The 26279-nt window shown below is 69.3% G+C and carries 27 protein-coding genes and 1 pseudogene; 13 read left to right on the forward strand and 15 right to left on the reverse strand.

Going from position 1 to position 26279, the window contains the following annotated elements; translation table 11 throughout:
* Window positions 1-243: 243 nt before the first annotated feature.
* Window positions 244-1488 (forward strand): Mur ligase family protein, encoded by a 1245-nt coding sequence (locus ACFTE1_RS10410; protein ID WP_380622237.1) that lies wholly within the window; start codon window positions 244-246, stop codon window positions 1486-1488.
* 70 nt (window positions 1489-1558) lie between these two features.
* Here ACFTE1_RS10410 and ACFTE1_RS10415 read toward each other — a convergent pair whose 3' ends face one another.
* The 3 genes from ACFTE1_RS10415 to ACFTE1_RS10425 are packed head-to-tail and all read right to left on the reverse strand — an operon-like array spanning window position 1559 to window position 3572.
* Complete coding sequence (locus ACFTE1_RS10415) at window positions 1559-1765, reverse strand: hypothetical protein (RefSeq protein WP_380622116.1); 207 nt, start codon at window positions 1763-1765, stop codon at window positions 1559-1561.
* 11 nt (window positions 1766-1776) lie between these two features.
* Window positions 1777-2517 carry a hypothetical protein gene (locus ACFTE1_RS10420; protein ID WP_380622113.1) on the reverse strand — a complete coding sequence of 247 codons (741 nt, stop codon included), beginning with the start codon at window positions 2515-2517 and terminating at the stop codon, window positions 1777-1779.
* An 11-nt stretch (window positions 2518-2528) separates the two neighbouring features.
* Window positions 2529-3572, reverse strand: coding sequence for an ABC transporter ATP-binding protein (locus tag ACFTE1_RS10425; RefSeq protein ID WP_380622110.1), 1044 nt, complete (start codon window positions 3570-3572; stop codon window positions 2529-2531).
* Window positions 3573-3622: 50 nt separating this feature from the next.
* Here ACFTE1_RS10425 and ACFTE1_RS10430 point away from each other — a divergent pair, with 50 nt between their 5' ends.
* From ACFTE1_RS10430 to ACFTE1_RS10450, 5 genes are all read left to right on the forward strand, one after another.
* The gene (locus ACFTE1_RS10430) at window positions 3623-4771 is read left to right on the forward strand and encodes a sensor histidine kinase (RefSeq protein WP_380622108.1); all 1149 of its coding nucleotides are present in this window, start codon (window positions 3623-3625) and stop codon (window positions 4769-4771) included.
* Window positions 4768-5376, forward strand: a complete 609-nt coding sequence (locus ACFTE1_RS10435; RefSeq protein ID WP_380622106.1) for a response regulator transcription factor — start codon at window positions 4768-4770, stop codon at window positions 5374-5376. The genes ACFTE1_RS10430 and ACFTE1_RS10435 overlap by 4 nt, the downstream gene beginning before the upstream one ends.
* Before the next feature lie 165 nt (window positions 5377-5541).
* Window positions 5542-6261, forward strand: coding sequence for a type 1 glutamine amidotransferase (locus ACFTE1_RS10440; protein WP_380622104.1), 720 nt, complete (start codon window positions 5542-5544; stop codon window positions 6259-6261).
* Window positions 6262-6366: 105 nt separating this feature from the next.
* Window positions 6367-8055, forward strand: coding sequence for an MDR family MFS transporter (locus ACFTE1_RS10445; protein WP_380622102.1), 1689 nt, complete (start codon window positions 6367-6369; stop codon window positions 8053-8055).
* 10 nt (window positions 8056-8065) lie between these two features.
* Complete coding sequence (locus ACFTE1_RS10450) at window positions 8066-8299, forward strand: LapA family protein (protein WP_380622100.1); 234 nt, start codon at window positions 8066-8068, stop codon at window positions 8297-8299.
* Window positions 8300-8491: 192 nt separating this feature from the next.
* On the opposite strand, the gene ACFTE1_RS10455 is transcribed toward ACFTE1_RS10450, so the two are convergent.
* The 11 genes from ACFTE1_RS10455 to ACFTE1_RS10505 all read right to left on the reverse strand — a co-directional run bounded on the left by ACFTE1_RS10455 (window position 8492) and on the right by ACFTE1_RS10505 (window position 18242).
* Entirely contained in the window at window positions 8492-9169 is a 678-nt protein-coding gene (locus ACFTE1_RS10455; protein WP_380622098.1) for an LPXTG cell wall anchor domain-containing protein, read from the reverse strand.
* A gap of 217 nt (window positions 9170-9386) precedes the next feature.
* Window positions 9387-10505: a S1 family peptidase gene (locus tag ACFTE1_RS10460; protein ID WP_380622095.1), complete on the reverse strand. Its 1119-nt coding sequence runs from the start codon at window positions 10503-10505 to the stop codon at window positions 9387-9389.
* A gap of 223 nt (window positions 10506-10728) precedes the next feature.
* Window positions 10729-11403 carry an acVLRF1 family peptidyl-tRNA hydrolase gene (locus tag ACFTE1_RS10465; RefSeq protein ID WP_380622092.1) on the reverse strand — a complete coding sequence of 225 codons (675 nt, stop codon included), beginning with the start codon at window positions 11401-11403 and terminating at the stop codon, window positions 10729-10731.
* A gap of 74 nt (window positions 11404-11477) precedes the next feature.
* The gene (locus tag ACFTE1_RS10470) at window positions 11478-11873 is read right to left on the reverse strand and encodes a metal-sulfur cluster assembly factor (RefSeq protein ID WP_380622090.1); all 396 of its coding nucleotides are present in this window, start codon (window positions 11871-11873) and stop codon (window positions 11478-11480) included.
* Between the two features lie 9 nt (window positions 11874-11882).
* Window positions 11883-12329, reverse strand: coding sequence for a Fe-S cluster assembly sulfur transfer protein SufU (gene sufU / locus ACFTE1_RS10475; RefSeq protein ID WP_380622088.1), 447 nt, complete (start codon window positions 12327-12329; stop codon window positions 11883-11885).
* 27 nt (window positions 12330-12356) lie between these two features.
* A complete protein-coding gene (locus ACFTE1_RS10480; protein ID WP_380622086.1) occupies window positions 12357-13625 on the reverse strand; it encodes a cysteine desulfurase in 1269 nt (422 codons plus the stop codon).
* Between the two features lie 103 nt (window positions 13626-13728).
* Window positions 13729-14487, reverse strand: a complete 759-nt coding sequence (gene sufC / locus ACFTE1_RS10485) for a Fe-S cluster assembly ATPase SufC (RefSeq protein ID WP_380622084.1) — start codon at window positions 14485-14487, stop codon at window positions 13729-13731.
* 44 nt (window positions 14488-14531) lie between these two features.
* On the reverse strand, window positions 14532-14870 hold the full coding sequence (locus ACFTE1_RS10490; protein ID WP_380622082.1) for a bifunctional 3-phenylpropionate/cinnamic acid dioxygenase ferredoxin subunit: 339 nt from the start codon (window positions 14868-14870) through the stop codon (window positions 14532-14534).
* Window positions 14867-16036 carry a Fe-S cluster assembly protein SufD gene (sufD, locus tag ACFTE1_RS10495; RefSeq protein WP_380622080.1) on the reverse strand — a complete coding sequence of 390 codons (1170 nt, stop codon included), beginning with the start codon at window positions 16034-16036 and terminating at the stop codon, window positions 14867-14869. The genes ACFTE1_RS10490 and sufD overlap by 4 nt, the downstream gene beginning before the upstream one ends.
* 51 nt (window positions 16037-16087) lie before the next feature.
* Window positions 16088-17521 carry a Fe-S cluster assembly protein SufB gene (gene sufB / locus ACFTE1_RS10500; protein ID WP_380622078.1) on the reverse strand — a complete coding sequence of 478 codons (1434 nt, stop codon included), beginning with the start codon at window positions 17519-17521 and terminating at the stop codon, window positions 16088-16090.
* A gap of 7 nt (window positions 17522-17528) precedes the next feature.
* Window positions 17529-18242, reverse strand: coding sequence for a helix-turn-helix transcriptional regulator (locus tag ACFTE1_RS10505; RefSeq protein ID WP_380622076.1), 714 nt, complete (start codon window positions 18240-18242; stop codon window positions 17529-17531).
* A gap of 99 nt (window positions 18243-18341) precedes the next feature.
* Here ACFTE1_RS10505 and ACFTE1_RS10510 point away from each other — a divergent pair, with 99 nt between their 5' ends.
* The 3 genes from ACFTE1_RS10510 to ACFTE1_RS10520 all read left to right on the forward strand — a co-directional run bounded on the left by ACFTE1_RS10510 (window position 18342) and on the right by ACFTE1_RS10520 (window position 22484).
* Window positions 18342-19274, forward strand: coding sequence for a COX15/CtaA family protein (locus ACFTE1_RS10510; protein ID WP_380622073.1), 933 nt, complete (start codon window positions 18342-18344; stop codon window positions 19272-19274).
* 152 nt (window positions 19275-19426) lie between these two features.
* Window positions 19427-20386, forward strand: a complete 960-nt coding sequence (locus ACFTE1_RS10515; protein WP_380622071.1) for an ADP-ribosylglycohydrolase family protein — start codon at window positions 19427-19429, stop codon at window positions 20384-20386.
* Between the two features lie 226 nt (window positions 20387-20612).
* Complete coding sequence (locus ACFTE1_RS10520; RefSeq protein WP_380622069.1) at window positions 20613-22484, forward strand: endonuclease/exonuclease/phosphatase family protein; 1872 nt, start codon at window positions 20613-20615, stop codon at window positions 22482-22484.
* Window positions 22485-22518: 34 nt separating this feature from the next.
* Here the strand turns inward: ACFTE1_RS10520 and ACFTE1_RS10525 are convergent, their stop codons facing one another.
* The gene (locus tag ACFTE1_RS10525; protein WP_380622066.1) at window positions 22519-23463 is read right to left on the reverse strand and encodes an NADP-dependent oxidoreductase; all 945 of its coding nucleotides are present in this window, start codon (window positions 23461-23463) and stop codon (window positions 22519-22521) included.
* 181 nt (window positions 23464-23644) lie between these two features.
* Here ACFTE1_RS10525 and ACFTE1_RS10530 point away from each other — a divergent pair, with 181 nt between their 5' ends.
* The 4 genes and pseudogenes from ACFTE1_RS10530 (at window position 23645) to ACFTE1_RS10545 (ending at window position 26268) form a co-directional block, all read left to right on the forward strand.
* Window positions 23645-24160 carry a hypothetical protein gene (locus ACFTE1_RS10530; RefSeq protein WP_380622064.1) on the forward strand — a complete coding sequence of 172 codons (516 nt, stop codon included), beginning with the start codon at window positions 23645-23647 and terminating at the stop codon, window positions 24158-24160.
* Between the two features lie 86 nt (window positions 24161-24246).
* Window positions 24247-24644: pseudogene (gene tnpA / locus ACFTE1_RS10535) on the forward strand (IS200/IS605 family transposase).
* Entirely contained in the window at window positions 24644-26038 is a 1395-nt protein-coding gene (locus ACFTE1_RS10540) for an RNA-guided endonuclease InsQ/TnpB family protein (RefSeq protein WP_380622063.1), read from the forward strand. Before tnpA ends, ACFTE1_RS10540 begins: the two are co-directional and overlap by 1 nt.
* Complete coding sequence (locus tag ACFTE1_RS10545; RefSeq protein WP_380622060.1) at window positions 26038-26268, forward strand: hypothetical protein; 231 nt, start codon at window positions 26038-26040, stop codon at window positions 26266-26268. Before ACFTE1_RS10540 ends, ACFTE1_RS10545 begins: the two co-directional genes overlap by 1 nt.
* The last annotated feature ends 11 nt before the right edge of the window (window positions 26269-26279 follow it).

The following is a 26279-nucleotide window of genomic DNA, read 5'->3' on the forward strand; positions in this document are numbered from 1 at the left end:
TCCTTCCGCACCGACCGGTCGGGTCCGGTTTCCTACTTCGCCCCACTTTACTCCACTCTGCCCCACACCTGGGCCCGAATGTGCCTCAAATTCAGCCCTGTTGTCCTCTTTCCGCTGTTGGACGGGGGTGGTGTGAAGTGGAGTGGGCTGCTTCCCCCTGCGGCGAGTGGGGGCGCGGCGCTCCGATGTGCCACACTTAATCCGTCCCGAAACGTCATCCGAGTGGAAGGTCTGGTGGCTGCGTTGAGCGGAAAGCTGACGGCGCGTGCGAAGTTCGCGACTGTTCTGCTGCGGGGGGCCGCTGCCCTCTCGCGTGCGACCGGCAGGGGAGACGGCTCCGTCATCGGCGGCCGCGTCGGCCTCGTCGTCGAGCCCCAATTGCTGAACCTCCTCGCCGAGGGGCGCGGGGTGGCCCTCGTGTCGGGCACGAACGGCAAGACCACCACGACGCGATTCGCCACCGCGGCCATGGAGGCCGCCGGGGCGGTGGCGACGAACTCCTTCGGCGCCAACATGCCCACCGGGCACACCACGGCGCTGGCCAAGCAGATGGGCGCCGAGCTGGCGGCCCTCGAGGTCGACGAGCACTACCTCGGGCAGCTGCTCGAGGCGACCAGCCCGAAGGTCGTGGCGCTGCTCAACCTCAGCCGCGACCAGCTCGACCGCGCCATGGAGGTGACCTCGCTGGCCGCCAAGTGGCGCGAGATCATCGAGAACCAGATCCAGGAGACGGTCGTGGTCGCCAACGCCGACGACCCGCTCATCGTGTGGGCCGCCCAGCCGGCGCAGCGCGTGGTCTGGGTCGCCGGCGGACAGAACTGGACGGCCGACTCCTCCATCTGCCCCGTCTGCGGCAAGCACCTCGACCGCTTCGGCGAGTTCTGGCGCTGCCCCTCCTGCGGCTTCACCCGCCCCAACCCCACGTGGACCGTCGCCGACCAGGGCAGCGCCGTCATGGCCCCCGACGGATCGCGCGTCGAGATCGACCTGCGCCTGCCGGGCAAGATCAACCGCGCCAACGCCGCCATGGCGCTGGCAGTGGCCGCCCAGTTCGGCGTCTCGCCCCACCAGGCCGCCCCGCGCCTGACCACCGTCGAGTCCGTCGCCGGACGCTACGCCACCGTCGAGCGCGACGGGCGCCGCCTGCGGCTGCTGCTGGCCAAGAACCCGGCCGGCTGGCTGGAGAACTTCGACATGGTCCGCGACGGACTGCCGGTCGTCCTCGCCCTCAACGCGCGCGAGGTCGACGGCTTCGACACGTCGTGGATCTACGACGTCGACTTCTCGAGCCTGCGCGGACGCCACGTCATCGTCATCGGCGACCGGCGCACCGACCTGGCCGTCCGCCTCCAGATCGACGGGGTGACCTTCCACGTCGTCGACGACATCTCGGCGGCCATCGAGTCCGTCCCGGCCGGAGACGCCGAGGTCGTGGCGAACTACACCGCCTTCCAGGACATCCGCAAGGAGTTCAACCGCGTCAACTGACGCCCGCGACGAGCGAGGGGACCGCCGGGGTGTTCCGGCGGTCCCCTCTCCTTCCTGTTCCCCGGTCTCCTCAGTCTCGGCGCCCCAGGACGATCGCGACCCTGATCCCCCAGTAGACGACGGCGATCGCGGGCAGCACGAGGACGGTGGCTCCGTCGAAGCGCCACAGCGACAGCGGGACTATGACCGCCAGGGCGATCACCGCCGCCGCGATCTCCGTCGCCGGCCGGTCGGGGAGCCGCAGCGTGGTGTAGGAGCGCAGTATCTCTTCGAACATCGGAGCCCTTCCTATCGCTTGGGATTCCAGTGGAAGACCTTCGCGGCGACCGCGGCGGGGACGGCCGCTCCGACGATGACCAGGCCGCAGGCGGTGAGCACGTACGCGGTGTCCCCTCCCCCGTTCCAGCCCAGGCGGGCCAGCTCGACGACCGCCGCGCCGGGGACGGCGAGCACCCACGGAACGACCTCGCCGGGCGTCTTCGACAGGACCGCCAGAGTGCCGGCGGCGATGACGATGAAACCGGGAATGGTGGTGTACTGTGCCGACTCGGCCGTCTTGGTGAACGAGGCCGTGGCGAACCCGAGGGCGGCCGACATGGCGGTGCCGACGAGGACGGCGGCGATCAGCAGGTCGACTCGCTGCGGCGCGGTTCCCGTGGCGGCTCCCGCCAGTCCGGCCAGCAGCGCCGTCTGGACGAAGGCGACGACCGCCATGGGAGCGAGCAGGCCTCCGATGAGGGTCGCGTGGGAGACGGGGGCGAAGAGCATCCGCTTGAGCAGCAGCTGCTGGCGGCGGGAGACCAGCGTCATGGTGAATCCCAGGTAGACGGTGAACAGGAGGGTCCCGATCACCTGGAGGCCCACGATCGATCCCGTTCCTCCGGCGGGGAGGTCGTAGTTCATGACCGCCAGCCCGAAGACGAGCGGGAGGGCGAGCGCCGTCAGCAGGACGGCCTTGTTGCGGACGATGAGCCTCGCCTCGGCCGAGGCGAGGGCGGCCCAGGCGGGCGCGGCGGCGGTGGAAGCCATGGGAGGGTCTCCTATCCGGCGTGGGTGCCGATGGTGGTGAACAGGTCGTCGAGGGAGCCCTGCCGGGCTTCGAGGCCCTCCAGCTCCACTCCGGAGCGCGCCGCCCACTGGAGGAGGCGGTGGAGGTCGTCCTGGAGCGCCCCCGTGGTGATGCGGAATTCCTTGCCTTCCAAGGACAGCGATCCGGACAGTTCGCCCTGGAGGGGGCGCCAGTCCGGCCGGGGCGAGACCGCTCCGGAGACGGTGGCCTGGAGCCCGGCCGTGATCTCGGCGAGGGTGCCGGAGGCGACCAGCCTGCCCGCGTTCATGATCGCGATGCGGTCGGCCAGCCGCTCGGCCTCTTCGAGGTAGTGGGTGGTCAGGAGGACGGCCGTTCCCCCGTCGGCGAGGCCGCGGAGAATCTTCCAGGTCTGCTTGCGGGAGGCGGGGTCCAGGCCGGTGGTCGGCTCGTCGGCGAAGAGCACCTTGGGCCGGTTGACCAAGGCCAGCGCCAGGTCCAGGCGGCGCTTCTCACCGCCGGACAGGGCGCCGACGCGGATGCCGGAGCGGTGGTCGAGGCCGACCTTCTCCAGCAGCCCCGACGGCGGCCGGAGCCGGTGCAGCCCGCACCAGAGGCGGACGGTCTCGGCGACGGTGAGGTCCTCCGCGAAGCCGGTCTCCTGGCCTATGACGGCCGCCTCGCGGGAGAGCCGGCGGCGGTCGGCCGCCGGGTCGACGCCGAGCACCCGGACCTGTCCGCCATGGGGGCGGTGGAGGCCCAGGAGGGTCTCCACCGTGGTGGTCTTGCCGGCCCCGTTCGTGCCGAGGAGGGCGAAGATCTGCCCGGGCCGCACGGAGAAGTCCACAGTGTCCACGGCGGTGAACGAGCCGTACCTCACCGTCAGGCCCCGGGCGGAGAACGCCGGGGGCAGGGCCGCCGGATCCGGGGCGGTCGTCGTGCTGTGCAAGGTGTTCGCTTCCATGACTCCACTGTCGCCCGTGCCGCTCGCGCCCGGTAGTGCCGTTCCGCCGCGGTCTCCCGGGCACTCGTCACCGATCGCGATGACATTTGTCATCGGCCGCTCCCCGAGTGGATTCCACGGCCGGGAGGTGCTGAAATGGCAGCATGCACCCGCTCACCGACTCGCCTCGGCGCGACCTGGCGCGGCTGAGGTCCTACACCTGGCTGACCCTGGTCCTCTTCCCGATGTTCTTCACCGCCGGGGCGGTCTTCGCCCTGGCGCCCTCCATGGTCGACCACCCGGTCCGGGCCGTGGTCGCCGCCGCCCTGCTCCTGGCCTCGGGAGTCTTCGCGATCCTCTCGGGGGTCCAGACCCTCGACGTCGAGACGCTTCCGCTCTCGCGGACCCACTGGCTGATCGGCATCGCGGTCTGGCTGGCGGCAGTGGCGGTGACCTACGACGCCGGCAACCCCTTCCCGTGGGCCCTGGCAGCCACCGGGCTGGGCGCATATCCGCTGGCCTCGGCCGGACACGGCCACGTGGCCCGCCGCCTCTCGTACTTCGGGCTGGCGGTCATGGCCGTCATGGCGGTTCCGGCGCTCCTCGGCCGGATGGACCTCGTCCTCGCCCCCGTCGGAGCACTCCTGGCCTCGTTCATGGCCTGGTCGACGTGGACGCAGGTGTGGAACTATCGCGTGGCCGTCCAGCTGGAGGAGGCCCGCGGCCTGGCCGCGGACCTGGCCGTGGCCGACGAGCGGCTCCGCTTCGCCGCCGAGCTCCACGACATCCAGGGGCACAACCTCCAGGCGATCACCCTCAAGGCCGAGCTGGCGCGACGGCTCATGGCCGCCGACCCCGAGGCCGCCGCCGCCCAGCTCAACGACATCGAGTCCCTGGCCCGCCAAGGCCTCAGCGACACCCGCGAACTCGTCACCGGCTACCGCGAGATCACCCTCGCGACCGAGGTGGAGAACGCCGCCCGCATCCTCACCTCGGCCGGGATCGCCGTCGACCTCGACGCCCCCGCCTCCCTCGAGGCCGCCCCGGACCGGCAGAAGGCCCTGGGGCTGCTCGTCCGGGAGGCCACCACGAACATCCTCCGCCACTCCGAGGCGACTCGGGCGGCCCTGACGCTCGAGGCCGGGGCCGATACCATTGACGTCGTCATAGTCAACGACGGTGCCCCCGCACCCGGACCGCACGGGAACGGACTCGCCATGCTCGAAGAACGCTTCCGCGAGGGAACGCTCGCGACCGCCTGGGACGGCGGCGAGTTCACCGTCTCCGCCTCCCTCCCCGCGGAGCGCCCGTGATCAGGCTGCTGGTGGCCGACGACGAGGCGCTCATTCGCGGCGCGATGACGGCCCTGCTCGACCTGGAGCCCGACCTGGAGGTGGTCGCCGAGGCCGGCGACGGGGACGAGGCGCTCGCCGCCTTCCGCCGCCACCGGCCCGACATCGCCGTGCTCGACCTGGAGATGCCCCCGGCCGACGGGCTGGTCGTCGCCGAGCGCATGAGCGCCGAGGCCGGAGAGGGGTTCCAGACCGTGCTGGTCACCCGCCACGCGCGGCCGGGCGTCCTCCGCCGCGCCCTGGCCGCCGGGGTCTCGGCGTTCGTCCCGAAGACGACCGCGGCCGAGCAGCTCGCCCGGATCCTGCGCGACGTCCGCGACGGGAAACGCTACGTCGACCCGGCCATCGCCGCCTCGGCGCTCACCGAGGGGGCGTGCCCGCTGACCGACCGAGAGCTGGAAGTGCTCGCGGCGGCCCGCAAGGGCGGGTCGGTCAAGGAGATAGCCGCCGAAGTCCACCTGGCCCAGGGGACCGTCCGCAACTACCTGTCCTCCGCCATGGCGAAACTCGGCGCCCGCACACGCCATGCCGCCGCCCGCGAAGCCTGGGAGCAGGGCTGGATCTGAGCGGCCCGTCCTCACCGAGGCGGCACCCCGGCTCCAAACACGACGGCCTCCGCCCATGCGACCCGGGAACAGGGAGGGAGCCGTGCCGTCCCGCTTCCGGCGAGGCGGCCCACCCCCGCATTTTTCCCAGCGGGCCAGCGGTTCCGGCAATGCTAAACTGGGCGCGTGTCAAACAGCTACCTGCGTGTGGTGTGGGTCTACCCGGACCTTCTCTCCACTTACGGCGACCGCGGAAACCTCCTGGCCATAGCCCACCGCGCCCGCGCGAGGGGCATCGAGGTGGAGCCCATCGGGGTCCGCTCCGACCAACCGCTCCCCTACCAGGCCGACCTCTACCTCATCGGCGGAGGCGAAGACGGCCCCCAGGCCGTGGCGGCCCAGCGGCTCGTCCAGGACGGCACCCTCCGCCAGGCCGCCGACCGGGGCGTCCCCGTCCTCGGCATCTGCGCCGGCTACCAGCTGCTGGGCGAGAGCTTCGTCGCCTCGGGCGAGCGCTGCCAGGGGCTGGGCATCCTCGACCTGCGCTCCGACCGCGGCGAGAGCCGCGCCGTCGGCGAGGTCGCCGGGGAGTCCCACCCGAACCTGGGCATCGGACCCATCACCGGTTTCGAGAACCACGGCGGGCGCACCCACCTGGGGTCCGCGGTCCAGCCGCTGGCGAAGGTCACGCACGGCATCGGCAACGACGGGCAGCACGAGGGCGCCTGGGCCGGCCACGTCGTGGGCAGCTACATGCACGGCCCCGCGCTCGCCCGCAACCCGCTCCTGGCCGACCTGCTCATCTCGTGGGCCACCGGCGGCCGCCAGCTGCAGCCCCTCGACGACACGTGGCCGAACCGGCTCCGCGAGGAGCGCCTCTCGGCCCTGGCCAGTGACCAGGGCTGACACTCCCCCGCGACCACGCTTGATCTGAGACGGCCCGGCTCTCCGCCGGGCCGTTTTCACGCAATGGCCGATGCGGCGGACGCTCACGTCATTACGATGAGTGGCGTGAGCGAGAAACCCGCAGAAGCCGACGTCCCCGGGACCCTGCTGCCGAAACGGCAGCTGATCGCCCTCTTCGGCGCCCTCATGGTCACCATGTTCATGGCGGCGCTCGACCAGTCCATCGTGGGCACCGCCCTGCCGACCATCGTGGGCGACCTCCAGGGGATGGACGAGTACACCTGGGTGGTCACCGCGTACCTCGTCGCGCTCACCGCGACGACGCCCCTCTACGGGAAGCTGTCCGACCAGTTCGGGCGGCGCAGGGTCATCGTCACCGCCATCGTCATCTTCCTCATCGCCTCCGCCCTCGCCGGTATCTCGCAGAACATGTGGCAGCTGGTGGTCTTCCGCGGGCTCCAGGGCATCGGCGCCGGCGGCCTCATGACGCTCTCCTTCACCATCGTCTCCGATGTGGTCTCTCCCCGCGCCCGCGGCAAGTACCTGGGGTACTTCGGCGGCGTCTTCGCCGTGTCCTCCGTGCTCGGCCCCGTGCTCGGCGGTTTCTTCGCCGACTTCGACTGGCGTTGGATCTTCTACATCAACATTCCCCTGGGCGTGGTGGCCGTCCTCGCCGTCAACAGCGTGCTCGCCCGCCACCCCGCCGAGCGGCGCGGCCACAAGATCGACATCCTCGGCGCCGCGCTCCTGGTGCCGGCCGTCGTCAGCCTCATGCTCGCTCTCACCTGGGGCGGCGGCACGTACGCCTGGTCTTCGCCGACGATCATCACGCTCCTGGTCGCGGCGGCGGTCCTCACCGTCGCGTTCATCGTCACCGAGACCCGCGCCTCCGAGCCCATCCTGCCGCTGCGGATGTTCAGGAAGGCCACCTTCTCCCTGGCGGCCCTCATCGCCTTCATCTTCGGCGTGTCCATGTTCGCGGGAATGGTCTACATCCCCCTGTTCCTGCAGAGCGTTCGCGGCTACTCCCCCACCCAGGCGGGGCTCATGCTGCTGCCCATGGCGATCTCGGTCGTCGCCTCCTCCGTCGTCGTGGGGCAGTTGACGACCAAGACCGGCCGCTACAAGCCCTTCCTCGTGGCCGGGTCCGTGGTCACCACCGTCGGGCTCGGGCTGTTCAGCCAGGTGCACGTGGACATCGACCTCACCGTCGGCGCGGCCTACCTGGTGGTCCTGGGCGTCGGCATGGGCATGTTCATGCAGCCCCTGGTGCTCGCCATGCAGAACATCGTGTCCGTCGAGGACCTGGGCGCGGGCACCGCCACCAACAACTTCGCCCGCTCGCTCGGCGGCGCCGTCGGCACCACAGCGCTGGGCGCTGTCATGAACTCCACGGTCGGCAACCGCCTCGAGGAGCAGATGCCCGCCGTCGTCCAGGAGCTGACGCCCGAGCAGCTCCAGCAGATGCGCGACTCCGGATTCTCCGGGGGCGACCTCGAGTCGCCCGCCGTCATCGACCGCCTGCCCGGTCCGGTCCAGGAGGCCGCGCAGCTGGCCTTCACCGACGCCATGGACAGGGTGTTCCTCGTGGCCGCCTCCATCGCCGTCGTCTCGGTGATCCTCACTCTGTTCCTGCCGGACCTCAAGCTGCGCGGCGACGTGCACACGCCCAAGCCCTCCGACGACAAGGCCAGGGCCGACGACGCCCGGGCCACCAAACAGGTGTTAGCGGGGCCGTTCTCCGGACCGCGGGCGCCTCCCGGGCCTACACTGGACGCCCGTCACGGACCTTGAGGAGGCCGCCATGTCCGAGTCCGAATCCGCGCGGAAGAGCCCGCTGCCGCGCATCATAGGCGCCGTGGTCATCATCGGCCTGGCCGCCTGGTTCGTCATCGCCAACACCCAAGAGGTGTCCGTCCGGCTGTGGGTCGCGAAGGTCGAGATGCCGATGTGGATCATGCTGGTCGTCGTCTTCGCCGCCGGCTGGGCCGTCGGGGCGCTGCTGCGGCGGCGCTCGGCGAAGAAAAAGGCCGACTGAGCGGTTCTCGCCGCCCCGTCGGCCTCGGTCGGGCCGCCCCCTCAGACGTCGCTAACGGGCCCGGCTGAAGTTCACCGTCTCCGTGCGGGGGCGCGCGTGCTTTCCTTCTGCCTGCCCCGGAACACGTGTCGGCCCCCGCCCGTTGGGCGGGGGCCGACACGTTACATCCGCGTTCAGCTCGGGCTACTGCCCTTAGTGCTCCGCAGAGGCGTTGCGGCGGCGCAGGAAGAACAGCGTTCCGGCGCCGGCGGCGGCCAGGGCCGCGGCACCGCCGATGACGGCGGTGCGGGAGGCACCGGTCGTCGGCAGGGTCTCCTCACCCTCGTCGGCGACCTCCTCAGTGGAGCCCTCCTCCTCGGCGGGAGCGGTCTCGTCGGGGTTCTCCGACTCGTCCGGGTTGTCCGGGCCCTCCGGGTTCTCGCCGGACTCCTCGGTGGCGGCGCAGGTGTGGGTCAGGTTGAAGAAGTCCTTCTTGCCGTCGCCTTCGATCTCGGCCTCGGCCGAGGCGATGGTCCAGCCGGCCTCGGTGGGCAGGACGGCCTTGTTGTCGCCGCTGCCCTCGACGATCCAGCCGTCTCCGGGGATCGCGAGGGTCTCCTGGATTCCGTCGCCCTTGTCGTAGGTGACCGTCACCGAGACGAACTGGTCCCCGGTCGCCTTGGGAAGGACGAAGACCCAGTAGTCGAGGGACTCGTCGACCTCGCCGAGGTAGCCGTCCTCGCAGCCCTGCTCGGCTTCGGTGGCGGGCTTGTCGAGGTGGTCGTCGTTGATGCCCACCGTCGTGGTGGCGAAGGCCGCCGACGGGAAGGCCAGAGCGGCCGCGGTGGCCGCGATCGCGGCTCCGCCGCGAATCAGTGTCTTGGGGGGCAAGGAAATCCTCCTGGATAAGACGGGTCGGGGTGGTGTCCGCGCGGGCGGAATCATGGACGCGAAAATCGTATCACCAGGAAAAATGAGAGTCTTCTATTGACTGTCCTATGCACGGCGGTGACAAGCCGGTGACCGGCGGACGGGGTCGCCGTTCCGCCGGCCACCGGCCGGTGCGGAGGAGCCCGGGAAACTCGAGCCCCTCTCTATTCGGCAATGCCTACGGCTGGTCCCATCCGATGGAGTAGGACCCGGAACCGCTGTAGGACTCGGCGATCCAGCGGTAGTAGCCGGCCGATCCGTCGTAGGAGACCGTCTCCTCCGACTGGGGCGTGGTGCCCGAGGCGACCGTCTGCCAGTAAGAACCGTTCCAGCGCTGCAGGTGCAGGTCGAAGTCGGTCCCGTCCGGGCCCTTCAGGCACCCGCTGTGGGAGCCGGCCCCGGCCTGGAAGTAGCTGCCGTCGGGGTGGACCGCGGTCTGCCCGTTGGACAGGGAGCCGTTCTCGCCGTTGGAGCGGTCCTCGCAGCCGCCCGGACCGGGTCCGGGGTCGGAGCCGTCGACGTACTGGTCGATCCAGTCGCGGTGGTCGGCCACCGAGGTGTAGATGACATTGCCGGTCCCGCAGGTGGAGTTGTAGTCCCCGGCCCGCGAGGTGTCGCCCACGAGGACCCAGCCGGACCCGGTGCTCTGCAGGGCCGGTCCGCCGGAGTCGCCGTAACAGGCGGTCTGGGAGGTGCTGCCGTCGATGCAGAGGTCGCCCTGACCCCACGTCTGACAGTTGGAGGACGCCAGCACGCTGGTGTTGAGCTCCTTCAACGTCTCCGATCCACCGTCGCAGCCGCGCTGCGGGCAGGTCTGGCCCCATCCGAGCAGGCGCACGCCGGTTCCGCTGCCGGGAGCGGAGGACGCCATCTGGGCGGGCTCGAAGGAGACCGACCGCGACAGCTCCAGCAGGGCGATGTCGTGGTTCCCGCCGTTGTAGCTGGGGTGGTTGATGTACTGGGACACCGGGACGACCTCGCCGCCGCTGGAGCGGTTGTGCGAGCCGAGCCGCACCGACATGCTGCCGCCGGTGCAGTGCGCGGCGGTGACGAGCCAGCGGTCCGAGACGAGCGTGGCACCGCAGATCTGGCGTCCGCCGCTGAGCAGAGCCGCCATGAACGGGTACTCCTCGGTCGCGGGGCCGCCGCCGACGATGTTCGCGCCGACGTCGCCCTCGGTCTCGTTGGCGACCGCGCCGGTGGCGGAGAATGAGCCGATGAGGAGCGCCGCGGAGGCCGCGGCGACCACCCCCAGCCGTCTCAAGGCCCGGCCGAAGCTCCTGTGCGTTCTAGCCATAGTGTGCAATCCTTGTCCTTTGTGGCACCGGGAGGGGCTGCGTGTTCGCCCGGTGGCCCTGTTGTGTGGATCCGGCGGACCTCGGCCCGCCGATGGCTAGAGACTATCGGAATATGTTGATGTATAGAAGTATTGATTCAGAGACTGTACCGATTGCCCAGAATGGTGCCCGGACGCCGCACCGGACCCCGCACATTGACGAACCGGGGCCCGGGGGCAAGGGTTATCCCTGTACACCCCCGCGTACGAGGATCTCAAAGGACCGCGCCCGCTCCCACAGCTCCAGGGCCAGGGCCCGCTTGGGCTCCCCCACGTCGCCGAAGTGGACGGAGGGCCGGAAGGAGGCGAGCCCAGCCTCGGACAGCACCGACTCGGCCGGGCCGCCGGCGACCAGCACGTCGAACTCGGCCGCCCCGAGAACCGCGCGGACGGCGGCGACGGCCTTCTTCTGCGCCGCCTTGGCCTGCTCGCCCCGGCGCCGTGCGAAGCGCTGCTGGGACTGCCCGCCGGCCTTGGTCTTGCCCTGCACATAGGAGGAGTCCGTCTTGGAACGCACCACCCGCCCCCGCTCGTCCACGATCGCGACGCTGTGGGCACCCTTGCGCACCACCAGGATCCCGTAGCGGCGGGGAAGGCGCAGCTCGGACTCGGCGGCCAGCGGGAAGTTCTCCACCGCGATCCCGTCGGCGTTCCAGCGGACGGGCGCCCCCGGATCGAGCAGCCACGTCACCTCGGCGACGGTGCCGTCACCGCCCCGGAGGGTCCAGACGTCCCCTGCAAGCTCGCGGGACGCGATGCCGCCGTTGCGCTCCGCGAAGCCGCCGATCCACCGGTCGAGCCGCTCGGGCTCGACCTCGACGACGCGGCCGCCGCCGGGGGCCGGGCGAACTCGGGCCATGGCAGTGCCTTCCTGTCCGGGGGTATACGAAAAGGGACCGGCCCGCGGGCCGGTCCCTCCAAGACTAACTCACCCTAGACGTTGAAGCCCAGAGCGCGCAGCTGGTCGCGTCCGTCGTCGGTGATCTTGTCCGGACCCCACGGCGGAATCCACACCCAGTTGATGCGGACGTCCTTCACCAGTCCCCCGCCGGGTCCCTCGGTGAGCGCCGAGCGGGTCTGGTCCTCGATGACGTCGGTCAGCGGACAGGCCGCCGACGTGAGCGTCATGTCCATCGTCGCCGTCAGCTCCTCGTCGACGTGCACGCCGTACACCAGGCCCAGGTCGACGACGTTGATGCCCAGCTCGGGGTCGACGACGTCCTTCATGGCCTCGAGGATGTCCTCGTGCTTCACTTTCTCCGCCCCGTCCTGCGACGGGGTCTCCTCGGCCGTCTCGGCGGCCGGGGTCTCAGCCTGGGTCTCGCTCATGGTCCCCTCCTAGTTCTCGTGTCCGGCCTCGGCCTTGACCAGGGCGTCCTTGAATGCCATCCATCCCAGCAGCGCGCACTTGACGCGCATGGGGTACTTCGAGACGCCCGCGAACGCGACACCGTCCTCGAGGGTCTCCTCGTCGGCCTCCCCCTGGCCCTTGGAGTTCATCAGCTCGGTGAACTCCCGGAGCTTCTCCATGGCGGAGCCGACCTCGACGTCCTTGATCAACTCGTACATGACCGAGGCGGAGGCCTTCGAGATCGAGCATCCCACGTTCTCGTAGGACACGTCGGCGACCTTGTCGCCCTCCAGGTGGACACGCAACGTGATCTCGTCACCGCACGTCGGGTTGACCTGGTGCGACTCCCCCTCGAAGGGGTCGCGCAGGCCCGCACCGCGCGGGTTCTTGTAGTGATCGAGGATCACTTCCTGATAAAGCTCGTCCAGATTCATATGCTTCCCTTATCGGACTCGGCGGTGTCAGGCGAAGACGCCGCGCACCTTGTCCAACGCCTCTACCAGGCGGTCTATTTCCTCGGTGGTCGTGTACACGTAGGCGCTCGCGCGGGTCGTCGCGTTCACGTCGAACCGGATGCAGGTCGGCTTGGCGCAGTGGTGGCCCACGCGCACGGCCACGCCGTCCGCGTCGAGCACCTGCCCGACGTCGTGCGGGTGGACTCCGGCGATGTCGAACGATACCGTGGCCCCGCGGTCGGCGGTGTCGCGCGGGCCGACGACGGTGAGCCCGTCGACGTCCCCGAGGCGCCGCAGCATGTAGGCGGCCAGGTCGCGCTCGTGGTCGCGGACCGCCTCCATGCCGATCTTGTCGAGGTAGTCGGCGGCGGCGGCCATGCCCACGGCCTCCGCGATCGGCGGCGTCCCGGCCTCGAAGCGGGCCGGGGGCGCGGCGAAGGTGGTGCGCTCCATGGTGACCGTCTCGATCATGGACCCGCCGGAGATGAACGGCGGCATCGCCGCGAGCAGCTCGGAGCGCCCCCACAGGGCGCCGATGCCGGTCGGACCGAGCATCTTGTGGCCGGTGAAGGCGTAGAAGTCCGCGCCGATGGCGGAGACGTCCACCGGCAGGTGCGGGACGGCCTGGGAGCCGTCGATCGCGACCAGGGCGCCGACCTCTCTGGCGCGCCGGACGATCTGCTCGGTCGGGTTGATCGTCCCCAGGAGGTTGGAGACGTGGACGAAGGAGACGATCTTGGTCCGCTCGGTGACGACCTCGTCGAGGTTCGACAGGTCGAGGCGGCCGGCGTCGGTGATGCCCAGCCACTTGAGCGTGGCGCCGGTGTGCTCGGCCAGCTGCTGCCAGGGAACGAGGTTGGCGTGGTGCTCCATCTCGGTCACCACGATCTCGTCGCCGGGTCCGAGGATGAAGCGCGGGTCGGAGCCCTTCTCGACGCCGGCGTTCTGGAAGGCGTAGGCGACCAGGTTGATCGACTCGGTGGAGTTCTTGGTGAAGACGACCTCTTCGGCGGCGGGAGCGCCGATGAAGCGGGCGATGCGCGCGCGGGCGCCCTCGTAGGCCTCGGTGGCCTCGGCGCCCAGCGTGTGGACCGAGCGGGAGATGTTGGCGTTGGAATGGCGCGTGAACGCTCGCACGGCCTCCTCCACCTGCACCGGGCGCTGCGAGGTGGCGGCCGAGTCCAGGTAGGCCAGCGGGTGGCCGTTGACCTGGCGGTCGAGTATGGGGAAGTCCGCGCGGAGGGCCTCCACGTCGAACGTCGGTGATGCTGTCACTGCATTCCCTCTTAACTGTCGCGAGGAGTGTTTCGGATACAGGGCCCCGTTGAGGGCGAGGGGTCCGCCGGGGCGGCGGGCGGGCCGCCCCGGCGCGGTGGTCCTAGGCCGCGGCGGCCTCGTAGGCGGCGTAGCCCTCTTCCTCGAGCTTGTCGGCCAGCTCCGGACCGCCTTCCTCGGCGATCTTCCCGGCCACGAAGACGTGGACGAAGTCGGGCTTGACGTAACGGAGGATGCGGGTGTAGTGCGTGATGAGCAGCAGCCCGGTGTCGGTGGTCTCCTTGGCGTGGTTGACGCCCTCGGAGACGACGCGCAGGGCGTCGACGTCCAGGCCGGAGTCGGTCTCGTCGAGGATCGCCATCTTGGGCTTGAGCAGCTCCATCTGGACGATCTCGTGGCGCTTCTTCTCACCGCCGGAGAAGCCCTCGTTGACGTTGCGGTTGATGAACGCGGGGTCCATCTTCAGCTCGGACATGGCGCCGTTGAGCTCCTTCATCCAGGTGCGGATCTTCGGAGCCTCGCCGTCGATGGCGGTCTTGGCGGTGCGCAGGAAGTTCGAGACGCTCACGCCGGGGACCTCGACGGGGTACTGCATGGCCAGGAACAGGCCGGCGCGGGCCCGCTCGTCGACCTCCATCTCGAGGACGTCCTCGCCGTCCAGGGTGACCGAGCCCGAGGTGATCTCGTACTTCGGGTGGCCGGCCAGGGAGTAGGCCAGGGTGGACTTGCCCGAGCCGTTGGGGCCCATGATGGCGTGCGTCTCGCCCGACTTGATCGTCAGGTCGACTCCGTGGAGGATCGGCTTGGCGCCCTCGTCGGTGTTGACCGAAACGTGCAGGTCGCGGATTTCCAGAGTGCTCATTTTCTTTACCAGTATTCCTTCGGGATATAAAGCTTCGTGTTGTCTCAGGCCGCGTCGGCGGACCCTTGCGGTGTGAGGCTCAGGTACACCTCGCCGTCGCGCACCTCCACCGGGTAGGTGTCGACGGGGATGGTGGCGGGAGGCACCGTCGGCTTCCCGCTGCGCAGGTCGAACGTCGACCCGTGCAGCCAGCACTCGATGGTGCAGTCCTCGACGTCCCCCTCGGAGAGGGCGACGTCGGCGTGGCTGCACTTGTCGGAGATCGCGTAGACCTCGTCTCCCTTGCGGACCAGCGCGATGGCCAGGTCGTCGATCTCGGCGCGGACGGCCTCCCCGTCGGGCAGGTCGCCCAGCGGGCAGACGTGGAGGAAGTCGCCGCTCATCGGGCGCTCTCCTCCAGTCGGGCCAGGACGGCCTCGATCAGGTGCTCGCGCAGCTCGTCGCCGGGGACCTTCACGAGGATCTCGTTGAAGAAGCCCTGGACGACCAGGCGGCGGGCCTCGTCCTCCGGGATACCGCGGGAGCGCAGGTAGAACAGGTGCTCCTCGTCGAACCGGCCGGTCGCCGAGGCGTGGCCGGCGGAGACGATCTCGCCGGTCTCGATCTCGAGGTTGGGCACCGAGTCGGCGCGGGCGCCGTCGGTCAGCACGAGGTTGCGGTTGACCTCGTAGGTGTCGGTGCCGGTGGCCTCGGCCTCGATGAGGACGTCGCCGACCCAGACGGTGTGCGCGTCCCGGCCCTGCAGGGCGCCCCGGTAGGCGACGTTGGAGCGGCAGTCGGGGACCGAGTGGTCGACCAGCTGGCGGTGCTCCAGGTGCTGGCCGCCCTCGGCGAAGTAGAGCCCGTAGGCGTCCACGTCGCCGCCCTTGCCGGCGAAGTCGATCGACAGGAAGTGGCGGACCAGGTCCCCGCCGAGGGAGACGGCGAGGTGGTTGAGCTTGGACTCGCGGCCCAGGCGGGCCTTCTGGTGCTGCACGTGGACCGCGTCGCGGTCCCACTCGACGATCGAGACGAGGTCGAGCGTGGCGTGGTCGCCCACGGCGATCTCGACGTTGTCGGACAGGACGGCCGAGCCGGTGTGGTGCATGACCAGCGTCGCCTCGGCCTCGGCGGCCACGTCGATGTACATGTGGGCCCAGTTCGCGCCCTCGGCGCCCTCGCCGAGGATGTCGAGGCGCAGCGGATCCTCGACCTTGCCCTCGACGGTCACCAGCAGTGCGTCCTTCGAGTTCTCCCAGGCCAGGGCGCTGGGACGCTCGAAGGGCGTCAGGATGGAGCCCAGGCGCGGGTCGTCCTTGGCGATGGTCTCGACCTTGACCCCGGCGGGCACGGACGGCGCGGTGCGCTTGACCGTGTCGGCCTTGGCGGTGTCGTCCTTGTCCAGGCCCTTCAACCGCGCGACCGGCGTGAAGCGCCAGTCCTCCTCCCGGCCGGTCAGGGCCGGGAAGTCGGCGGCCTTGAAGGAGCGCAGGTTCTGCGACTTGGTCTTCGGAGGCTTCTCGGATCCGGCTCCGTGGGAGTGGGGCCTGGCGGCTACCTCAATGCTCATGCGTGTGTCTTTCAGTCTCTCTGGAGGCTTCGGTCTGTCTGCTCGCGGCCGCTACCCGACGGCGCCTTCCATCTGGAGCTCGATCAGGCGGTTGAGCTCCAGGGCGTACTCCATCGGCAGTTCCTTGGCGATCGGCTCGATGAAGCCGCGGACGATCATCGCCATGGCCTCGTCCTCGGTGAGGCCGCGGCTCATGAGGTAGAACAGCTGGTCCTCGCCGACCTTGGAAACCGTGGCCTCGTGGCCCATGTCCACGTCGTCCTCGCGGATGTCGACGTACGGGTAGGTGTCGGAGCGCGAGACGGTGTCGACCAGCAGCGCGTCGCACTTGACCGTGGAGGCGGACTTGGACGCCCCGTCGTTGACCTGCACGAGTCCGCGGTAGGAGGTGCGTCCCCCGGCGCGCGAGATGGACTTGGAGATGATGCTGGAGGAGGTGTTCGGCGCGGCGTGGGTCATCTTCGCGCCGGTGTCCTGGTGCTGGCCGGCGCCGGCCATGGCCACGGACAGGACCTCTCCCTTGGCGTGCTCGCCGGTCATGACGACCGCCGGGTACTTCATCGTCACCTTGGAGCCGAGGTTGCCGTCGACCCATTCCATGGCCGCCCCCTGCTCGCACACGGCGCGCTTGGTGACCAGGTTGTAGACGTTGTTCGACCAGTTCTGGATGGTCGTGTAGCGGACGCGCGCGTCCTTCTTGACCACGATCTCCACGACGGCCGAGTGCAGCGAGTCGGAGGAGTAGACCGGCGCGGTGCAGCCCTCGATGTAGTGGACGAAGGAGCCCTCGTCGGCGATGATGAGCGTGCGCTCGAACTGGCCCATGTTCTCCGTGTTGATGCGGAAGTAGGCCTGCAGCGGGATGTCGACGTGGACGCCCTTGGGGACGTAGATGAACGATCCGCCGGACCACACGGAGGTGTTCAGCGCGGCGAACTTGTTGTCGCCGGTGGGGATGACCGTTCCGAAGAACTCCTCGAACAGCTCGGGGTGCTCGCGGAGGCCGGTGTCGGTGTCCATGAAGATGACGCCCTGCTGCTCCAGGTCCTCGCGGATGGAGTGGTAGAGCACCGTCGACTCGTACTGGGCGGCCACGCCGGAGACCAGCTGCTGGCGCTCGGCCTCGGGGATGCCCAGCTTGTCGTAGGTCTTCTTGATGTCCTCGGGAAGGTCTTCCCAGCTCTCGGCCTGCTTCTCAGAGGCCTCGACGTAGTACTTGATGCGGTCGAAGTCGATACCTGACAGGTCCGCGCCCCAGTTGGGCATCGGCTTGCGGTCGAAGAGCTTCAGACCCTTGAGACGGCGCTGGAGCATCCAGTCGGGCTCGCTCTTGCGCTCGGAGATGTCGCGGACGACCTGCTCGGTCAGGCCGCGCTTCGCCTTGGCGCCGGCGGCGTCCGGGTCGGACCAGCCGTACTCGTAATTCTTCAGCGACTCCAGGGCCTCATCCTGGGTCAGCTGACCGGTGTTCTTCACGTCGGTCATCTAAATCTCACCTCTGACCTGTCGGTTGTGTCTTGTCGGCTCGGCACGCGGGGTCGGGCAACGGTACCGGGCCCGGGACGTAGGTCGTGCAGACTCCGTCGCCGTTGGCGATGGTCGCCAGGCGCTGCACGTGGACGCCCAAGAGCTTGCTGATGACCCTTGTCTCGGCTTCGCACAGTTGCGGAAACTCCGCCGCCACCCCCGCCACGGGGCAGTGGTGCTGGCACAGCTGGCCCCCTCCGGCGAGCGTGGAGGCCGTGGCGACGTATCCCTCGCCCGAGAGCGCCCCCGCCAGAGCCTGCGCCTTGTGCCACGGGTCGTCCGACTCGCAGTCCTCCAGCGCCTGCCGGCAGCGTTCCTCGAGCATGGCGACCTGGGACTCGGCGAAGGACTGCACGGCCCCGTCGCCCTCCCTGTCGCGTATCCACCGCAGGGCCTCCAGAGCCACGTTATCGTACGTATGTCCGAAATTCTGCCGTGCTCCGGCGGACAGCCGGTAGTGCTTGGCCGGCCTCCCCCTTCCGGCGGCCTTCGGGCGGGTCGACTCGACCTGCCCCTCGGCCTCCATGGCGTCGAGGTGACGCCGGGTCGCGGTGGCGGAGATGCCCAGGGCGCAGGCGAGCTCGCTGACGGTCGCGTGACCGCGTTCCAGCAGGAGCTCCGACACTCGCCGACGGGTCTCCCCCTCGGTCGAGTGACTGCTCGTAGCCCTCGTCACCATTTCCACAACTATAATGTTACTAAAATAGTTCTGCGGCGTCGATCTCTGAGGGCGGGAGTGTGACGGACCAGCCAGTGCGCCCGGGGCTATGGTGTGGGCGTGTTGCACCGCTGGTTCGCCTCCCAGAAGGCACTCCGGGGCTGGGCCCTGGCCAATCTCATCGCCAACGTCGGAATCATAGTCACCGGCGGGGCCGTCCGCCTGACCGGTTCCGGCCTGGGCTGCTCCGAGTGGCCCAAGTGCACCGAGGACTCCCTCGTCGCCACGCGCGAGATGGGCGTCCACGGCGCGATCGAGTTCGGCAACCGCACCCTCACCGGCGTCCTCATCGCGATCGCCGCGATCACCCTCGTCGCCGCGTGGCTCCAGCGCCCCCGCCGCAAGGGCCTCGTCACGCTCTCCGCGGTCATCCTCGCCGGCATGCCCTTCCAGGGCGTCATCGGGGGCATCACCGTCTGGAGCGACCTCAACCCCTACGTGGTCAGCTCCCACTTCCTCTTCTCCATGGTGCTGGTCGCCCTGGCCACCACCCTGTTCGTCCGCGCCGGCGAGAGCGACGGGCCGCGCCTGGCCCTGACCGACCGGTGGATCACCGCCCTGGTGCGCGTCGTCCTCGGGGTCTCGGCGGCGGTCATCGCGCTGGGGGTCCTCGTGACCGCCTCCGGCCCCCACGCCGGCGACGAGAACGCACGCCGCACCGGCTTCGACCCCGCCGCCGTGACGCAGCTGCACGCCGACGGGGTCTGGCTGCTGATCGGCCTGGTCGTCGCCATGATGCTGGTGTTCAAGTCCGTCTCGGCGCACGAGCGGGTCAAGCGCGCCGGCTGGGCGCTGGTCGCCGTCATCGCCGGCCAGGGCCTCATCGGATACGTCCAGTACTACACCGACCTGCCCGAAATACTCGTGGGCATGCACATGCTCGGCTCGGCGCTGCTCATGATCGCGGCCGTGTCGCTGCAGTTCTCGGTGCGCCTGAGGGAGACGGTCCCCGAGCCGAAGAAGAGCGAGCCGGTCGCCGCCCAGGCCGGCTGAACGCTTCGCGCGGCACGTGCCGGTCCCGCCCGCGGACGCGGAAGGTTCCGCCGGGGCCGCGAGAACCCGTGCGAATCGGGCCGATCCCTCACCGCGGGTGACGGTTCGGACTGCATGAGGCGCTGTCGCAGGAGTGACTTACACTCTATGCCATGTCTCACATTCCATCCCCGACGGAGAGAATCAACGGCTGCCTCCTCGGAGGCGCCATAGGCGATGCCCTGGGCTACCGGGTCGAGTTCCATTCCTGGAGCGCCATCGAGCGCGAGTTCGGGAGCGGAGGGGTGCGGGACATGCACAGCAACCTCGTCTCCGACGACACCCAGATGACGCTCTTCACCGCCCAGGGCCTGCTGGAGGCGCGGCCGGGCAAGGAGTTCGGCGCCGTCCGCAAGTCCTACCTGGACTGGCTCGACACGCAGCGCCTCCCCATGCCCCACGTGCACGCCCACGGGCTCGCCTCCGAGGAATGGCTCTACAACAGGCGCGCCCCGGGGCAGGCCTGCATCACCGGACTCCGCAACGGGGGCCGCCCGGGCGTCAACCCCGACTCCAAGGGCTGCGGAACCGTCATGCGCTCGGCCCCGTTCGGGCTGATGGGACTATCCCCCGAAGCCGCCTACGACCTCTCCGCCCGCTGTGCGACCATCACCCACGGGCACCCGACCGCGGCCGAGGCGGCCGGGGCGTTCGCCATGATCACCGCCCACATCATGAACGGCGCCGACCTCAACCGGGCCGTCGACGACACCCTCCTCTACCTCCAGCGCGACCCCTCCTCCTCCGAGACGGCCGACGCGCTAAACGCCGCCTACGAACTGGCGGGGCGCATTCCGCCCGAGCCGGGATCGGCGCGCCACCTCGGCGAGGGGTGGACGGCCGAGGAGGCGCTCGGCATCGGCGTGTACTGCGCGCTGGGAGCCCCCGACCCCGCTTCGGCCCTGACCGCCGCGGTGTCGCACGGAGGCGACTCCGACTCGACCGGGTCGGTCTGCGGGAACCTGGTGGGCGCCGCGTTCGGAGAAGGGGCTCTGCCCGACCAGTGGAAACAGGTGGAGGGACAGGCGACGATCCTGAAGATCGGCGGCCGCCTGGCCAAGGAGTTCCACTGAGGTCCTGAGGACCACACACCGGGTCGTGGCGGATTCCCGGCCCCTGCGAGCCGAGCCGCCGCGACCGCGGAGACATCGCTTCCCCTGTCCCGAAACGGGATCGGCCGACACGGCGCCTCCCCTACCCCTACTGGCCGGTTATCCCCCGTGACCTCCCCCTTCACTCGCGCACGATTTTATGGCATCCTGAATCCCACCAAAAATATAGACAGGATTCACTATGCGTGTGCGTTTCGAACTTGCCCTCCTGTCCTACCTACTCCTGGAGCTCCTGGCGGTCTTCCTGCCGGGCCTCACCACCGTCGTAGGCGACGCGGGGAGCACCCCCGCCGAACTGATGGGCGCCTACGCCCTGGGAACCTTCCTCCTGCCCTTCGCCCTGCTCCTCCTGACGGGGCGGCTCCGCCGCAAGGTCGCCCTCCTGCGATTCTTCGCCCTCGGCGCGATAGCGGCCCGGACCGCCCTCCCCTTCACCCCCGACGGGTGGCCCATGGCCGCCACGGCGACCGCGGGCACGGTCGCCGCACTCACCTATCTCGCGCTGGCGACCCGGTTCATCCCGGTCCGCGCCTTCTTCGCGTCGGTCTTCCTGGCCGTCGCCGCCCGCACGACCCTGGGCGCCCTCTGGCCCGGCCCCGACCTCGTCTGGCGCGACGGCCTCGTTCCGACCGCCGTGGGCGGTCTGCTCGCGCTCGCCGCGATCGCCGCCGTCATCGGCGCCCGCCACCACGCCGCCGAGAGCCACCCCGCCTCGTTCTTCCTGCTCGGCCCGGCCCTGTTCCTGAGCCTGCTGTACTTCGCCAACGGCCCGTTCGCGATCGCCTCGACCGGGACCGCCCCCTTCGCCGTCGCCCTGGCCGCTCCGACGGCAGCGTGGGCGGCGTTCGGCGTCATCGGCTTCAAGAGCGAGATACGGCCGGGCCCTTGGCTGTGGGGCGGGATCCTCGTCCTCGGCACCGCACTGACCACCTTCGCCACCCGCGTCGGCGGCGACGGGCCCGGGCTTCCGGCGGTCGCGTTCTCCGCCGTCGGCTTCCTCGCGCTGGCCTTCCTGCTGGGCCAGGCCTGCGCACTGCCCCGCCGCCCGAACGGCAGTCCCTCCACCTGGCTGCTGCTCGGCTTCCTCGCGTTCCTGCTGCTGACCTTCGCCTATTTCGCCGCCTACGACATGGGTTATCCGAACGGATCGGTGCCGTTCCTCGCCGCCGCCGCTCTCACCGCGGCCGCCTTCGCCGTGCACCGGTCATCGCGCGAGTGCCAGCCGCTCCTGACACCGCCGTTCCGCAAGCGGTGGGCGGTCGTTCCGGCTCTGGCCGCCGCGGCCGGGATCGTCGTGGCCCACCTGCCCGCCGCGCCTGCCACGACGGCCGTTCCCGACTCCATTCGCCTGGCCGCCTATAACATCCGAATGGGCTTCGGCCAGGACGGGGGCTACGCCGTCCCCGAACAGATCGCGGCGCTGCGGAACCTCGACGCCGACCTCGTCGTGCTGACCGAGGTCGATCGCGGCTGGATGCTCAACGGCGGGCAAGACACCCTGCGGGAGTTCGCCGCCGCGATGGATATGGAGGTCCACTGGGCACCCGCCGCCGACTCCCTCTGGGGCGACGCGCTCCTGAGCCGGTTCCCCGTGGAAACGCGCAGCCGCCCGCTCCCGGAGAGCGGCCCGACCGGCGCCCAGGCGTTGGAGGCGCGGTTCGACTGGCACCGCGAACCCGTCTCCCTTTTCGCGACGCACTTCCAGCCCGCCTACGAGGAGGACGGATCGTGGGCCGACTACTGGCAGGTCAACTCGCTCGGCAGGCGCGTTGGCACGGCCGTCGAGGAGGGGCGGCACGTGATCGTCGCCGGGGACCTCAACCTCTCTCCCGCCGGACCGACCGGATCGGCCTGGGACAGGCTGACCGGCTGGGGCTTGGAGGACCCGCTCGCGCCCTACCGGCCTTTCCCCACTTCGCTGGGGGACGGCGCGCAGATCGACCACATCCTCGCCTCGCCCGGCGTCTCGGCCGCCGAGGCGGACAATCCCGCCGTCCGCCACTCCGACCACCGCCCGATCGCCGCGACGCTCACTCTGGACGAGAAGGGCCGGCGGTGAACCCGCCGGCCCTTCTCGCGCTGTTCCCAGGCTTCTAGAAGACGATGACGGCCTTGCCGCGCCCCTTGCCCGACCGCAGTTCCGCGATGCGCTCCGGGGCCTCGTCGATCGAGACGCTGTACTCGATGGGGGCCTTCAGGGTCGCGGCGGCGATCGCCGCCGCGACGGTGTCGAGGGAGCTCGCCGAGCCCTGCATGCCGAAGTTGATCACCTCGATGTTCCCCGGCGTCCGGGACTCGTCGGCCACGAAGTTGGTCGTCAGGGCCACTCCGCCGTCGCCTACGAGCGCCGCGTGCTGGGCGAAGACCTCGGAGTCCTGCGAGGCGAGGTCGACCAGCGCGTCGACTCCGTCGGGGTACTCGTCGCGGACGGCCTCTCCGAGGCTCTCTTCGTCGACGTCGATCGTGCGGGCGGCCCCGAACCCGCCGAGGCGTGCCCGCTCGTCGCCACGCGTCGCCGCGATGACTCGGAGGTCGCGAGCTGCGGCGAGCTGGATCAGGAAGGACCCGACGCCTCCCCCCGCGCCGATGATCAGCAGGGACTCCCCGGCGTTGAGGTTGGCGGAGTCGACGATCTGCTGCGCGGTCATGCCGGCGGTGCCGATGGACGCGGCTTCGGCGAAGGAGACGCCCTCGGGGATAGCGGTGACGGCTCCCTTCTCCGGGACCGCGACGTACTCGGCGTTCGACCCGTGACCGCCGGGATTGGAGAGGAACTGTCCGAAGACCTTGTCTCCCACGGAGAAGCTCCCGGCGCCCTCGCCGAGTGCGGTGACGACGCCCGCGAAGTCGCCTCCGTACACATAGGGGAAGTCGCGGGGCAGGTCCGGCAGGATCTCCCCTCGTGCCACCTTGTGGTCGAACGGGTTGATGGCCGCCGCCTTCACTTCGACGAGCAGCTCCCCCGCTCCGGGTCGCGGGTCGGGGACCTCTTGGACCGTCGGATCGACGTCCAGGCTGTCGGCTGCCACTGCGCGCATCGAGCACCTCCTGTAGAAAAGTCGCTTCTCCCAAGACGGTAACGCAGTGGCTTTGGCGGGAAAGAGGAAACCCCTCCTTGACAGCGATGGGATTAGCGCCGCTTCCCTCTGTCCGCTATCCGACTGAAGACAGTGTGCGTCGCGCGAACGGCTGCGGCCCGCCGATTCTTATGCTAAGGCGATGGTCACAGCAGAACACGAAGTGCCGCTGAGGATCCTCCAGCGGCAGCCGGAAATCGCACTCGACCTGCTCACTCTCGCCGGACTGGACCGACCTCCCTGCGATACCGTACTGCCCGGGTCAGAGGTGGCGAGCGACACCAAGATCCGCTCTCTCAACTGCGACAACGTCAGCGTGTGCAGGTCAGGCGAACCGATCACCGCCGCCATCGTCAACGAGGTCCAACGTAGCGTTGACAAGCCGACGAGTGCCGAAGGAGGGAAAAGGCGCTGGGCCTGGCCCGCCTATATCGCCAATGTCGCCCACCGTTGGGGAGTGCCGGCGTATATGAACGTCCTCTGCTTCGACAGGCGGGTGGAAAAGTGGGCGCGCGGACCGTTCCCCGTCGGTCAACCGGGGTTCGACCTGCGTCCCTTCGTCTTCGGGCCGTCGAACTTCCCCGCCCTGACGGATACGGCCGGCGACGGGTCCATGGCGGCCATGGCCGTCCTGTCGGCGACGATCGAAAATCCGTAGTGCGCAGACCCCCGGTTTTAACCGTGGGGTAGGCACGCCAACAATCCCGCGAGTCAGTATATGACACGCTGGTATATAATGTTTGTGTGGCTGTTGCCCTGCGATCCAATCTGAACGTCACCTACCAGAGCGCGTTCCATGTCGTGTGGTGCCCGAAATACCGCCGCAGTGTCATCGGTGGTCGCATGGAGCAGCGGCTCAAACAGATCCTCCGCGAGGTCGCCGAAGAGAAGCAGGCGCATGTTGTCGAGCTGGAGACCATGCCCGACCATGTTCACCTTCTGTAGAGGTCGATCCGCAGTTCGGTGTCCACCGGCTTGTCAAGGCCATGAAAGGACGTTCGTCCCGTCTTCTGCGCCTAGAGTTCTCCTATCTCAAGTCCCGGCTTCCTACCCTGTGGACGAACTCGTACTTCGTTGCCACCGTTGGCGGCGCTCCGCTGTCGGCCATCCGCAAGTATGTCGAGAACCAGAAGAACAAGTAATGCTGACCGGACGACGCTACCGCCTCAAGCTCACCCCCGAGCAGGCCGAATCTTGCACCGGGTACGCGAACATCTGCCGGTTCGTATGGAATTCCGCGCTGGAGCAGCGGCGCGAATATCGACGCAAAGGCGTGTGGACGAACTACGTTCCCCAAGCCCGTGAACTATCCGAGGCGAAACGTGAACCCGGACTGGAGTGGCTGGCCGCCGCGCCGTCGCATGTCCTCCAGCAGACTTTGCGGGACCTTGACCGTGCCTGCCGTGAACATGGGACGTTCGCCGTCCGATGGCGCTCCAAGCACCGCTGGGCTCCGTCGTTGCGGTTTCCCGACCCGAAACCGATGGCCGTGCAGCGGATCAACCGGAAGTGGGGTCGGGTTAAGCTCCCCAAACTCGGATGGGTCACCTACCGGTCCACGCGCCCGCTCATCGGCGCGGTCAAGTCCGCCACCGTCGCCCAAAAAGCGGGCCAGTGGTGGATATCGTTCCTCATAGACGACGGCCGGACCACGCCTGAGCAACACGCGAACCCTGGCGCGGCCACCGGTATCGACCGGGGCGTAGCCTACGCGGCCGTCACGTCGGATGGAGAGTTCCACGACCGCTCTTTCTCCACGCCGGGCGAGGCCAAGCGGTACAAGCGCCTCCAGCAACAGCTCGCCCGGCAGAAGAAAGGCTCGGCGTCGCGGGGCCGGACGTTGGCGCGGCTGCGGCGTCTGTCCTGCCGGATCAGCGACCGGCGCGGCGACTTCGCCGCACAACTAGCGAACCATCTCGCCACCGACAATGCCGTGGTCGTGCTCGAAGACCTCAAGACGAGGAATATGACCGCCCGCGCTCGTGATCGGAACGTGGCCGCGAAATCCGGGCTCAATCGGGCGATCCTGGACAAGGGATGGCACCGTCTCGAACTCGCGCTTTCCAGTCGTGCCCGGTATACCGGGACTGAGCTGGTGAAAGTCAATCCCGCGTACACGTCCCAGACCTGCCATGCCTGCGGTCACTTGGCGGCGGAGAACCGAGAGAGCCAATCGGTGTTCCGCTGCAAGGACTGCGGGCACCATGCCAACGCGGACGTGAACGCGGCGAAGAACATTCTCAAGGCCGCAGGACTTGCGGTCTCAGCCTGTGGAGACCTCGGCGTTGGCCGGTCTGCGAAGCAGGAACCAGGAGAGTCCGCAAGGACTCCCCACCAACCGGGCTCACCGGTTGGAATCCCCCGGCCTTTAGCCGCGGGGAGGAAGTCAACCAGCAGACCTCCACCGACGCCAAGGCCGTCATCGAGAACACCCGCCGTGAGCTCGCGGCGCTTCACGTCGACACCGCCGTCGACTACACTGAGTACCTGTTGTCCGCCCTCCGAACGGGCCCGAGAACTTTCCTGGAGCAACTGATGGCAATGGAGACCTTCCAGTTCGTCGACAAATTCCGGCAGGAGGGGGTCAGCATTGGCCGCCTGCGGGAGATCAGAAAGTCCATACCCAAGTTCGCCGAGCTGCGGGGCATCGAACTCTCCACCGGCGATCTCCGCCGCATTCAGGCCTGCGAGGACTACGACCAGCTGGAGGCCTGGCAGAACGCGGCGATGCACGCCCGCCACCGGGCGGACATCTTCGGAAACTGACCGAGGCCGGC

The organism is Salininema proteolyticum (genome assembly GCF_042685645.1).
Taxonomy (GTDB): Bacteria; Actinomycetota; Actinomycetes; order Mycobacteriales; family Micromonosporaceae; genus Salininema; species Salininema proteolyticum.